Origin of the sequence: Xenorhabdus sp. KK7.4 (assembly GCF_963876465.1) — a bacterium.
Taxonomy (GTDB): domain Bacteria; phylum Pseudomonadota; class Gammaproteobacteria; order Enterobacterales; family Enterobacteriaceae; genus Xenorhabdus; species Xenorhabdus stockiae.
Genome location: NZ_CAWNQF010000063.1, coordinates 104,766 through 118,806 on the forward strand (window position 1 = coordinate 104,766; position 14,041 = coordinate 118,806).

Here is a 14,041-nt window from a genome sequence, read left to right on the forward strand (position 1 = left end):
TCAAAGTGTAAGGGGGTCGACAAAAACCATAGTTTTATAAATTTGTTCTATAGAAATACCCTTGACATTAATAGTAAAACTACTCCGCACTGCTTTAGATGATGTCAGCTTATAGACTAATACCTTATTTTTATCAGGATTAGATATTTCCGAAATATTACCACCACCATTAATTTTAATATCCGCACTCTCGAATTCCACTATAATGTCAGTGATTTTATTTGATGATATCTTAATAAGAAGAAAACACTGGCATATGCCATCAGCAACACCATAAGAGCTATAGGTGTAAGTTAGCGCCTCAGCTGAAGATAGCATCCAAGTTGAAAAATCCAAAGGAACTTTATATGCAATAACAGGATCTTCATAATTAAGACTTAGCACACTATTTTTAGAGATATCATCACTATAGATATGAAGATAGCCGACCCCTTTATCATTTATATTATCTAACATAGTGTTATTTTCACCATCGCCATCACCAAAATAAGCATTCGTTAATCGTGCGTGAATGGGCTTACTATTTGAATCCGTATATATAACTGCTGTTAAAAAAGGTTTTATATCTGCATGTTCACTATCAATAGAACCAATATTTTTGGTTGTTTGCACTTTAATATTCACAGAATCTAAATCATTAAAAATAAAAACACTCGTATAATCAGACTCTATACCCTTACCAGTGTCAGCAAATTTAGCAATAACAGATTTAACTTCCAAAAAATTAATTCCATCTATCTTGAATGTGTAATCCACATAACCATTTTTTATATCATCGTTAAATAATGTGAGTTTGCCAGAATTTAGCTCCTTCACTTGTTCACCAAAATCTCCCAAAAATCTAGCAGAAATAATTATAGAATCATAATTAACTAAACCTTTAAATTTAGCCCGAACTCTTACTCCTCCTTCTAGATTAATATCACGTAAATACAACTTTGATTTTTTAGCATCAAGGAAAAAAACTTCATTATCAGATGAAGCCATATGGCCACCCCCTATAATTTTTACACTCGCTGTTTTAGAGTAAAGATGTTGGGTATGTAAATTTGTTACTGTATACTTAGCTTCATATAATCCAGATATATCTATTTTATTTACATCAAACAATAAAATATAAAAATCACGTTCTGGCTCTCCTGGTGTTATATTATGGGTAATACTTTTCACTTTGACCTTAGTGTTATTTTTTAAGTAAATTTCTCCATCTATTTTATCTAATACCTCTACGCCTTGATATTTATTCACTGTCATCATGACATAATTAGTATGCATTGCTATAATTTCAGGAACATTAATTATTCCATCTGAATTTTTTTGAGGAAATTCGGGTGGTGATAAAGTATCTTTATTGTTCATAATCCACCTCTATGAAGATTATTTCAAAATATAACAATATAACCTGACCAAATCCCGCCATAAGTCACATCGCTATCATCATCATGACCAATTTGATAATCAAAGAAAATCTCTCCATCACTATATGGAAATGCCAGGTTATTTTTTAAGAATGCATAAGGTATATTAAATTTTAATGTTGCTGTTTTACCACCTCTTTTATCTGGTTGATAGGGCATATTATCTGTAAAAACATGTTTTACCGTTCTGGTGCTTGAATTAATATATAAAGTTAAAAAAACTTTTGAACCCAATTTAACCTTAGAACCATCGCTATTATCATTAGTGCCTATAATTCTGACAAACAAACCTGCATCATCTGGATTTTTGGCATGACCAGATGTATTTTTGTTAATTATAGCTCCCCCCTGCTTTATTATTTCATCAAAGCTAGAATAAACCTGACAAGGCTCGTACATTCTGTGAATATCTGTCCACGGTTTATTTGGTCTTCCTCTATAAGTAACATCTGCATGGCTGGATTTAGCTATTACATTTCCACTTGATTTAATTAATAAATAGGATAATTTTGATAGCTCATCTTTATTTAAAATAAAATAGGGTAACTCCATTAAACATGGGTCATGTTGATTTATATTAAGTATCCTAGAATAGTATTTATATTCATCATTAACAAAAAACAACAAAAAATCGCCAAGTTCATAATCATCACACGGGGATATATCTACCCAAAATTTACTTTCTCCATTTGACGTTAAATTATCGCCAATGGCCGTAACAACTATTAGGGGTTGCCGGTAAATTTTAACATTATCAACAATTATAAATATAGGTTCTTTCGCAAATTTAAAGTCAGTTGAGTTTGGTATGATAGAAGACAATTGAATAACTAGCGATAGAGATTTTTTCGGAAAAATATAAAACTCCAATACTCCTTTCTCATCTGAGTTTACGAAAAACCCCTGATAATTAATAAATTCATTAATGTCTATTTTTGTTACTTTATCCTTATGATAAATATCAACTTCTTCCAACTGATTAATAATGTTAGATTTTATAAATACAGGTACTCCTGACAATACTCCGCCACCTTCATCTCTTATAACTGTATGAATTTTAGTTAATATAGAACCGACTTGAGAAACATTAAATGATGTCGGAATAGCTAAGAAACTATTATCAACATTTAGTCTCAATGAATCAGGGTCGATTTTTTTTGCGGTATATTGTAATATATTGGATTGAAAACCATTTAACGATGTTTTAACTCGGAAAGAAATTTCTTCATTTTCCAATAGTGTATTGGATACAGTTAGAGTGACCGTTGCGGTAGCCTTTTTTTTATTAATATCTACGACCAGAGGAATATTATCGAGTGGAACAGTAATATTTTCATTTTCATAAAATGAAATTGTAGAATTATCATCTATATTTTCATTAGATGACAGGGTTACTGTAAATAAAAAACTTTGCCCTATTATTAAATCACCCGTTTCAGGTAAAGAAAATCCCATTTTTCCAGTCATATTTTTATTTTCCTTTTTATTATAAATATGATATTTAAGAGCGCTGTTATAATCAGCGCTCATTTCTAATATTTTTAATGACTACTTTACTCACCAGGAACTGGAATTGTTTCAATGCTCGAATTCCATATGGCACCATATTCTAATTTATCACCTTGATAAAACTGATAATCAAAATATACATAGCCATTCCCGTGTATATTAACTATATCATCATAGGGAACATGAAAAAAGATAGAATTTTTATTATCAGGTTCAGGACCACCAATGTCAGCCAGCTTAATTTGTTGAGCATACGGTTTTTGAAAGCTGTTTCCATCTGAATTAATATACATTGTCAGAGTAATATCTGATATATCTAATGGAACAGCTTTTGTGCCTTCTGGCAGATTAATAAATTTAGAATCAGATCTTGCAATCTCAATAAATATTCCACGGTGTGTATATCCAGGATATTTCATTATGGCGCCATAATTAATATAGTTACCCAGGCCTGGTTGTAAAATATTATCTGGTCCAACACCAAGGCTGGTATGAACTATACAAGGATTAAATTTTCTTTTAACGCCTGGATCTGGCTCATAAGGAGTGCCGCCTATATAATTTAATGTTAATACTTCAGAATATAATACGTCTCCACCAGTTTTAACCGCAATATAAGAAAATTGAGAAGATTCATTTTCTTTAAAAATAGAATAAGGAAGGTAAATAGGATTATTTATCTGCTCAGCGGACACGGAGTGACCTGTATAATCACCATTAACAAAAAATAATATTCTGTCAGTAATATCTTTCTGATCGTAACTACTTACCGTTGTGGAAAAATCTTTCATTCCCGGTGAAGATAAATTCCCTATAGTAAATCCGTCGATAGTTGGATAGCCTATAGAATCCATATAGCCCGGATCCTTATAATTGACAACATAAATTATTTGTTTGGCTGGAACATCAGCTACATCATTTAAAATAATAGTCCTGAGAGTAAGAATCTCTATTTCTGACAGTTTAGGATAGAGATAAAACTTAACTTCTCCTTTTTTATCTGAAGTCAATATTAAGCCTTCATTGTGTCCTATTTTTTCAGGAGTAATATCAGTTTGTTTATCAGCTTGCTTAAACTTAAAATCGTTCATTTTATGTAAAACAGTTGATGTAATAAATACAGGTGTATAAGTCAGTAATTTCCCAGATATACTTTTCAAAGTTGCAGTTATCGGCGTGGAATTATTTGTTTCTGATACCGGACCTGTCTCTGGCAACACTGTTTTTAAAAACGGATTTAGAATAGAAAGTGATAATGAGTTTTTATCAATTTCATTAGCTGTACCTTGAAATAGTACAGATGAAAAAGCAACTCCACCAGACGTTGCCGTAGTATCTACATTAAATTTAATTTCTGAATTATCGGTTGTACCCTCAAGTACTGTAAACCCTAACTTTGCACTAGCATGTTTAAATGTAGAATCGTAGCCAAGATTAGCAGAAGGTTGATCAAATTGTATATTGGGAGTTTTATTACTGATAGTTATATTTGCCGCCAAACTAATAGGTTTATCTGAACTTAATGTCACAGTAAAACTAACATGCTGGCCTATCACTAAATCAGCATTCTTATTAATTGAAATATCCATTGGTTTTTTTATATCAACTATAGCTGTTTTCGCTTTATCTGAAAATGATTTAGAGTGAAAATTAACTCCACCAGCAGTAGCATTAGTATCTACTTCAAATGAAATGTTTGGATTATTTATTGCGTTCGGAAGAATTTTAAATCCGAACGTTGCAGTTGCTGTATGGTTGCCCGGCTCGTAACTAAGATCAACAGAATCATGGTCGAATTTTATATTTTCACTATGACCTTCCTTGATTGTTACTTTTTTTTTAATTACAATATTTTCACTTGAACTTAGTGTTACAATAAAGGTTATATGCTGCCCTATAATTAAGTCACTACTTTTTATTCCTGAAATTATTAGCGTGTTATTTGCAGCCATTGTTTAATTACCTCATTTTTAATGAATAATCATGAAGGGAAAATACATTCTTTAATGTAAACCACTAACATCTAACTCAATCCACATTAAAGGTATAACAACCCAAAAACCAATGAAAAAAAGTTATCTAATGATAACTTTTTTTCATTGGTAAATTTTATGTTATGTTATGTGGAATATTATACCTGTATATAGCATAAAACAATCCCCTTTGACTTATTATCAAAGGTGTTTTTGTCAAAATCATAAATTCTAAACTCACCATTAGTAGAAGGATCGCTACTCTCTACTACAATCGTATCTCCCTCTATTTTCGTAATATCCCTAAAAACACCCCAATTATATAAATTACCAAATTCATTATACAAACTATAAATGTTAGCAGAATCAGAGACGTCCTTATCTAAAAACAGCTTAGGTATTTTATTAGCAACTGAGCCAGTGTTACAATGGATATCGCCAGTTACATTTTTATATCCATCAGCAGGCAGTTCCAGCATTTTAATGGCAGACATTTTGTATTCATAGAGTTGAATTTCTCCTGTTTGTTTTGTTATTTTAACTGTTATTGTGGCTGAACCTGGGGCAATAAATTCTATAGGCCCACTTCCAGTACCAAATGATAACATATTTGTGCCAAAGATAGGTGAATTAACATCAGATATACCGTAAGTGATTTTATTTCCATCTTTATTAAAGGTGCCAGAGCTTTCAGATTTTCTTAATTCCCCTCTCAAAGAACTAAAAATATTATTTGGATGACGTTTGTCATCTTTATTATCAAAATACTTGTTTTCATCTGTATATTTATCATAAACATACAATACCGCAGGTAGAGCCATAGGTGTGAACTCCACTTCGTTATTTGTTTCTACCTGTGGAGCATCAGATATTTTTAGTGACACCTTCACGTTTTTAACACCAACCAAACTTTTTAGCCTGCCATACAAATATCCATCCTGATCTGTTGTAAATTTATCCTTGTTGGTAGGCGAATAAGCTTCCGGTTGAGGGAATCTTTCTTTTGGAATTTTTTCATGATCGTGCATCCACTGTACACCTTGGATAACTTGATAAGAAATGATTTTTTTCTTATCATTTTTATTAATGATCTTTGCCTTGTAATGAAATTCTTCCTGGCCATTACCCATCAATATTTTTTTGGAACCAATTAATTCAACACTAGCAATTTCGTATTCTGGCGGAACTATATTCATCATAGCTGAGCATGTCGGCGAAGGAGGATTTCTGCCTTCAATATTCATACACGCTTTCACCTGCACAGCCTCATGGCTAGTAATTTCTGCTGTCAGGGTACCGCTATTGGGATTTACTTGTTGTGGGATACTCGGTAATGGGGTTCCCTGTCGAGTAGATAGCTCGACATAAGATGGTGCATCGCTACCATCTTTAAGTTGTGGCTTAGTCCAAAAAAATTTAATTCCCTGCCCTTTATATACGGTATTATCTTTTTCACGCCAGACGGTTGCTGTAAGAGAGTATTGATCCTGTCTGCCCTTAACAGGTGAAGATTCTATAGAAATTTCCGGCCAGATAAAATTAATAGATCCCTTTGATTCTCCTTGCCCATGATGAGCAACCGAAGCAATGATGGCAACATCAGTATTAGAAACCTCTGTGGAACTGGTTAATGTTGTCTTTGCTATTCCATTTCTATCGGTTTCTGACTGGGAGTGTGTAAATCGAAGATTAGAACTACCTTTAACTGACCAATTTACTATTTTTCCTGCCACTCCTTTACTATTCTCATCGCTCACTGTTGCCTTACAGGTATAGGTTTCGCTAACTAATACCGGCCTTTCACCACTAGTCGCTTCGCATACGACATCAATATTATCCTTTTCAGACTTAATTGATACCGGATCAGCGGTAACGGCAGCCTGATTTTTAATAGACAGTGAAACCTTTACACCACTAAGTGGTTTCGAGCTATCTAATGTAGCAATTAACTCTCCAGAGTCGTTTGTATCCGTTGCTTGTGTGGTTAACTCAACTGATTGCCCTTTATCATCGATTGCTTTCCAGACTACGTCATCAATCGACTGCTTAATTCGCGGGTTACCCTGACGATCAACAACCGTAGCGCTGAAAGTATAAAATTGCCCATCACCGACAATTAAAGGACCTTTGGGACTTACTGTCAGATCACCACTTATATGGTTATCCTTTTCAGACTTAATTGATACCGGATCAGCGGTAACGGTAGCCTGGTTTTTAATAGACAGTGAAACTTTTACACCACTCAGTGGTTTCGAGCTATCTAATGTAGCAATTAATTCTCCAGAATCATTTGTGCTATCTGCTTCTGTGGTTAACTTAACTGATTGCCCTTTATCATCGATTGCTTTCCATATTACATCTTTAATCGACTGCTTAATTAGCGGGTTACCCTGACGATCAACAACTGTAGCACTGAATGTATAAAATTTTTCATCACCGACAATTAAAGGACTTTCAGGATTTACTGTCAGACCATCACGAATATGATATGGGCTAAAACTTACAGAACCTATTGGTTGCTTTGTTGCTCCATCCAATTGTATGTAGACTTCAACTTTGTCATGTGGCTTTTCGCTGAATAAGATATTAGGTATTAATTGCTCTTTTTCATCTGTTAATATTGTAAGCTCGCCATTTTCATTCGTTTTTGCCTGTTTATTATTCCATTCAAAACGTAAACCAGATTCATTACCTAAGGCTGGATCCGTGCTCCAAGTCACCTTATCAATTGTCGCATTCTTGACAAATTCTCCAGCAGGTAAACCTTGATAAGTAATAATAGGATTACTAAATGTATAGCCATTTTTTGCACTATCTGTCGTTTCTGGAGATTCAGGAGGAATAATATTTACTTTTCCATCCACTAAAAATTTCAAAACCCTTATAGGTACTTGAATAACTTTCTTTCTGTTCTGATTATCTGTAAATACGATATCAAGCATATAATCACTTTTATGCGTTTCCTGATAAGTGGGCAACGTGACGACAATACTCTTTCCTGAATCAGAAGAAAGCTTTCCTTTGTTATTTTTAAATTCTTTATCTGTCACGAACCAGCCAATGTGTTTAATATTCGCATGAGATCGGATAGGTGCATTAATAGGTATCTCTTGCTGACCATATCCAATAATGGTATCTATTTTTAAAAATTCATCCTGTTCTCTTTTTTTATGATCTAAAATAATATTATTGTTTCTTTCTACCAAATCGTAACGGCTACCCATTAATGTCCGCATTGAGGCAACATTATCGGGTGATAATTGAGTATCCAGCGGAATCCCAAATTTATAATTTAGGTTTGCCAGAAACTGGGTTTCAGTATGACCTTTCTCACCCTGTCGATAATCAACACCGATAGTAACCAGTGGGATCGGAGTATACGTCAGGCCTAACTTAGCTTGACTGGGATTTTTCTGTTTCGTCTCGCTGTTAAATAAAGTGACATTATCCCCAAAATATTGCTCATAGGTCAGCTTCATTCCCAAATTAGGGTAAGCTGACAAGAAAAATTCACTATTGACATCATAACCCGTGGCAGGGCGCTCATAATAATCTTCAAAGTTCCTAGATTCTTGCCAATCACTTAAACGATGATAAACGTTAGCGGAAAATTTAGTATAATCACTCCAAATCTCCCCTCCCAGTCCGAGTCGTTGATTTCTCCCAGTAACATCATGATCATAAAAAGTATTTAATCCATACATCCAGTCATTATCAAAATAGCGGCCACCTAAACCTAGATTAACCGTATTTCTACTATCTTTATTACGATAACCCAACTGAGAAAAAAGAAACCAATCAACTTTGTTATCATAAATTGGCAGTAAGATATCAATAGAGTTATTCTTTAGTCTCCATTCTCGGTCTAATCCAAAGTTAATTTTGACCGCACCAAATTGTGATAACCATTTTTGAGCTTTAGAAGATACGGTACTGTTAAGTTTACCCAAAGCAAAGTACTCTGCTTGTTCGGTAAGCTCTGAATAAGAAGAAGATAAAACATGATTTACTGTTTGAATATTATTAAAAAGTAAATTTGGTATATCAGTTTCTAAGGTGTCATTATTTTTTTGTGCATGAGTATAAAACTCCTCATGTTTTATGCTCTCTTCCACAGATGCATTACTGAGCGTAGAAGGCATAAGTAACGTATAAAATAGCACAAAAAAAACGATGATCTTACTTGCGTATGATTGCATGTATAAACACCTCAGAAATTTTTATACCAACTTATCAGTTGAGACTTTCACTTAATCGTTAATAACATCCACGTATTACCATTAATTAATATTAGTAAGAAAATTTAAATTAGCATCATTTAACGTAAGAATATCTATCACATAATCAGCATGTCATTCTGCTTTTTCCTAAAATTAATTAAGTAAACTGCCTTATTGCTCGAGTATATCAAGTGAATGGTCTCGATCTGAAAAAGCAATATTTTTCTCTAACCATTCCTCCAAACTGCTGCCAAATCGCAGACTGCGCCATAGCTGAAAAATATTCTCTTCATGCCGGTAGCTCAGCCTGACTTCACGCTTTTTATCCACGACGGGATTAACACCGTTTATCTCTGAGTGCATGACCAAAATACCCAAATTATCCAGTGTTACATTTGCTTTGGAATGGTTGATTTCCAAATAACGTAGCCAATCCATTGCTAAACCAGCCGTTAAATCATTTTTTCCTATTGAATCAACCGTATCTTTATCAAGTCTTAATGTCAGGCCGCCATCGTTAGCGATCCAGCCCTGCTTAATAAGCCACTGTTTATCATTTAATAACAGCGGTAATTCACCACTGATTTTTCCTGACATGGCAAGTTGCTTCACTTTCAATACATAAAATAATTTACTCACATTCAGCTGATTAAAACTCAGTACCGCAGGCTGTTTTTGTGGGAGCTGTAATTTATCTAATTTGAGACCACCATCCAGCATATCAATATTCACATTGGATAATGTTAGTGGCTGAATCTCAGTCGGGGGATAAAAACCCTGCAAATCGGCAGAAACATTATTCATCTCGAATAGGCTATTGATTGTTTTAACCCGTAACTGAACAGGCGATGTAACGCCTAATTGCCAGGTCTGTTCCTGTAAACGCCACGGTAATACAAAATCCAGCCCGTCAATACTTCCATCTTTCAGCCAGATTCCTGCATTTTTGACTACCCAGTGCCCACCAGCACGTAAACCTTGCCCTTTTGCGGCAGAAAATGCTGCCTGCGCATAGATATTGCCGCTACGCACGGTAATCCCCAGATCAGCAGGGATGAGAGTCTGGAATGCCAGCAATGACTGCCTTGGCCAACGCGCCTCTCCTCTTAGCCTGACGCCATCCCAACGACCATAAACTGGAATCGGCCCTATTCCCTTAGCCTGCAATTTACCATTTAACATAAAATTATCAGGTGACTGACCGGTTACTATTGCCCTGAAATTAACTGGCGGTAAAAAGCCACCGGAACGAAAATCAGTTCGCAAGGCAGAAAGTTGCAGTTCTCCCGCTAATTCTGGCTGGGTTATAGAACGATCCCATATCAACGGTTTTATCAGCTGCAAACGTGGAGCTTTCATTTTTACAAGGCCATAATTAATAGTATCAAACCCTGTATTGAGTTCACTTATCGCTATCTGTGACTGATTCCAGTTTCCTTTACCCGATATATCCCATTTAGCCTGCAACGGCGGTAAATCACCGTTCCCCCAATACCGCCAGTTCCAGTTTCCATGATCGGGAATAAAATTTTCGGCCATTCCATCAAAATGGAGCCTGAAAGTTCCCCAATAGCTCTCTTTTGCAGTTACTATTGCCTGTAAACGGCCCGTAAAACCATGACGGGTCAGGTAGGTTCCAGCCAAAGGTAATCTGGCTTCTTTGATAGTAAAATTTTCGCTGACTTTTCCCCAGACACGGAACAGAGATCCCGGTTTGAATGTTATCTTCGGATCAGCTAATGAGCCTGTTATGACTGTCGGCAATGACATTGTCATGATCATTTGCCCGCTATTCATTTGCCCTGTCAGTTGGAGAGGAATATGTGTATTTGTTATGCTTACCTTTGTCGGTTGCATGGAAAGAACCACATTGCCCTTGCCAAATTCACCCTGTGTGATCAGATTCACTTTTCCGCTTATCTGGCTACCATTAAAGCCTTTCTTCCAGTCTCCGAGAGTAAAATTCACTCCCCCGGATAATGGCTGCCCTGCTCCCAACCATTGCCATTTACCGTGCTGGATAACAAATTGAGACTGATTGAACGACCACGGTAATTCAGCCCATATCTGCGGCTTACTCTTGTTGTTTTTGTCTAATTGGCTGGGTTCCTTAGTGATAGTGAATTTTCCATTCTGCTCTTTCCATTCCAGTAACATCAACAAAGGCTCAGGAAACTGCCCGACAGACAACTGCCCCGTTATTCTGCCCTGTTCCGGCAACTTGTTGATATCCAATGGCAATGAAAAACCACCATTCAGGCTAATAGTCTGGTGGGGTAATTTTGCAAAAAATTGGTGAACGTTCAGGTATTTTTTATCTGTAATATCAGCCGATAATTTTAACTGACTCCCCTGATAAGAGAGCGTTTGCTGGTGAGAAGATGAATCAAACTGAAGCTTTCCGGCAAATTCCTGCCACGGAGAAAGAGCAACGTGGTCAATAACTAATTTAATTGCAGGAATGGAAGATAAGATCTCATCAACGGATACGGAAGCTGGCTGCTTTTGCGTTATCGGTATTTGTGGCAAGCATTCACTCTGGCTATAAACATTAGCAATATGAATATTCCAATACTTGCCTTCTACCCGCTGCTTTGGCAAATATCCGGCAGATAAACCAGATAACTTTATGAGTTCACATTTTTGTACCTGCACGGTTAGGCTATCAAACTGTAATCTGTTATTTGTCCATTTGGGCTGAGTCAAAGAAAGCTTCATTCCCTGTGGTAACCAATGGCTGGCAACCAATGGTAACCAGTGAGAAAGAGTGAACCATCCTGTCAACACTAATAACACCAGTAGTATTACCATGACTGCGAACGCTTTTAATATCCTGATCATTTATTGTCGAACTCTTCTTTTTCAGTCTGAATATAACTTCCTGTTATGATAATCTCATGGAAAACTATGAGTCGATTTATTATACCGATGAATTTCAAGTTGCATCACCATGGCAAGGACGAAAACATAGCCCAAAAACTATATGCCTAATGTATTTCAAGCCAGATAGTAGTGGCAAGAGAACAAATTTGCTTAGTCATCAAGGAGGAGGCTTGAAAAACAACAGGTATACTCTATGAACTGGAAAGCTCAATAAGTAGCTCGAATGAAATTAAGCACCACACAGTCAATAAAGTACCGGAGATAAAGTTATGAAAGTTGCCGTTTACAGTACAAAGCAATACGATCGTAAACATTTTGAATTACTCAACCAAAAATTTGGCCTTGATTATCATATCGAGTTCTTTGATTTTCCCCTTAGCCCGCAAACCGCTAAAAATGCTGTTGGAGCTGATGCTGTCTGTATTTTCGTCAATGATGATGGCGGACGTGAAGTCCTGCAAGAACTGGCAGAAATGAACATCAAAATTCTGGCATTACGTTGTGCCGGTTTTAATAATGTTGATTTAGATGCAGCTAAAGAACTCGGCATTCAGGTTGTTCGCGTACCGGCCTATTCACCGGAATCCGTTGCTGAACATACAGTCGGGTTAATGCTATGCCTGAACAGACGTATCCATCGTGCTTATCAGCGTACCCGCGATGCCAACTTCTCCCTTGAAGGCCTGACTGGGTTCAACATGTATAACCGTACCGCAGGTATTATCGGTACCGGGAAAATTGGCCTTGCTACCTTAAAAATACTGAAAGGTTTCGGTATGCACTTATTAGCACATGACCCTTACCCAAATAAGGAAGCATTAGAACTTGGTGTGAAATATGTGGATTTGGATACTCTGTATGCCGAATCTGATGTGATCTCACTACATTGTCCAATGACTCCGGAAAACCATCACTTACTGGATGAAATTGCGTTCAGTAAAATGAAAGATGGTGTAATGATCATCAACACCAGCCGGGGCGCATTGATTGATTCTGTTGCTGCAATCAACGCATTGAAACAACAGAAAATTGGCGCATTAGGTATGGATGTATATGAGAACGAACGCGATTTATTTTTTGAAGATAAATCAAATGACGTTATTCAAGATGATATCTTTCGCCGTTTATCCTCCTGCCATAATGTCTTATTCACAGGCCATCAGGCATTTTTGACAGAAGAAGCATTAACCAGTATCAGTGAAACAACGTTACAAAGTATCCAACAATTAACTTCTGGTGAACCCTGCCCGAATCTCGTTGGATGAAGTAATAAACATCAGGAGATAAAATGAACAGAGCGATTCCGTTAGCGGTCGCCACCTTGTTACTTACAGCATGTCAATCCACAGGGGTAAGTGCCACAGGAAATGTAACTGCCAAAGATTTGCAGCACCATAAATTTGCGTTAGTCAGCGTTAATGGTGAGAATGTATCCAATAAAGAAGATACAAAGCTGTCCATCACATTTGGTAAAAACATGTTTGTTTCCGGAACAATGTGTAACAACTTTATGGGGGTAGGTGAATTAAAGGATAATGTTTTAATCGTCAACAATTTGACTAAATCCGACATATTCTGTGTTAATGATAAGCTCAACAAATGGGATCGGGTTATTATTGATATCCTGACCCACGGTGCAACAGTGAGTTTACAAAACAGGCAATTAACACTGAAAAATAACAGAAACAAGCTGGTTTATACTTTGAGAAAGCCTGCTCAATAATGCGATAAGCTAAAGTTATTTTATTCTTTGTCATCGATATTATAGATTTCAAGATACGTCGAAGAAAAAAGGAAACGTATTTTTTTCCAGTCAAAGACTGGCCTCTTATTCATTCCCGGAAGCATAGATAACCGCATGTTTATAAAACGGTAACCGGTGCAGCCAACAAAGAGGCAACTTGAAAGACGAAGAATTACAGTTAAAAAAATAAGTATCCCCCGGCATAGCCGGGGGTTTTTCATATGCGCCTATAAGGCTCTCTTACCTGCCGCGCCCTAACAGGCGCATCGCAATCTGACATTTGCATTCTAGTGA

The 14,041-nt window shown here is 36.2% G+C and carries 7 protein-coding genes; 2 read left to right on the forward strand and 5 right to left on the reverse strand.

Translation table 11 applies throughout. From position 1 onward, the window contains the following. The 5 genes from AACS90_RS06440 to AACS90_RS06460 form a co-directional block, all read right to left on the reverse strand. Complete coding sequence (locus AACS90_RS06440; protein WP_099122184.1) at positions 1-1,359, reverse strand: hypothetical protein; 1,359 nt, start codon at positions 1,357-1,359, stop codon at positions 1-3. A gap of 23 nt (positions 1,360-1,382) precedes the next feature. Then, on the reverse strand, positions 1,383-2,885 hold the full coding sequence (locus AACS90_RS06445) for a hypothetical protein (protein WP_153043668.1): 1,503 nt from the start codon (positions 2,883-2,885) through the stop codon (positions 1,383-1,385). A gap of 86 nt (positions 2,886-2,971) precedes the next feature. Then, positions 2,972-4,879, reverse strand: a complete 1,908-nt coding sequence (locus AACS90_RS06450; protein ID WP_099122186.1) for a hypothetical protein — start codon at positions 4,877-4,879, stop codon at positions 2,972-2,974. Positions 4,880-5,058: 179 nt separating this feature from the next. Further along, positions 5,059-9,099: an inverse autotransporter beta domain-containing protein gene (locus AACS90_RS06455; protein ID WP_099122187.1), complete on the reverse strand. Its 4,041-nt coding sequence runs from the start codon at positions 9,097-9,099 to the stop codon at positions 5,059-5,061. A 192-nt stretch (positions 9,100-9,291) separates the two neighbouring features. Next, on the reverse strand, positions 9,292-11,961 hold the full coding sequence (locus tag AACS90_RS06460; RefSeq protein WP_099122188.1) for a YdbH family protein: 2,670 nt from the start codon (positions 11,959-11,961) through the stop codon (positions 9,292-9,294). A 311-nt stretch (positions 11,962-12,272) separates the two neighbouring features. Between AACS90_RS06460 and AACS90_RS06465 the strand changes: the two genes are divergently transcribed. Both AACS90_RS06465 and AACS90_RS06470 read left to right on the forward strand, forming a co-directional pair. Beyond that, positions 12,273-13,268, forward strand: a complete 996-nt coding sequence (locus AACS90_RS06465) for a 2-hydroxyacid dehydrogenase (RefSeq protein WP_099122189.1) — start codon at positions 12,273-12,275, stop codon at positions 13,266-13,268. A 23-nt stretch (positions 13,269-13,291) separates the two neighbouring features. Next, the gene (locus AACS90_RS06470) at positions 13,292-13,726 is read left to right on the forward strand and encodes an META domain-containing protein (RefSeq protein WP_099122190.1); all 435 of its coding nucleotides are present in this window, start codon (positions 13,292-13,294) and stop codon (positions 13,724-13,726) included. Positions 13,727-14,041 lie beyond the last annotated feature (315 nt).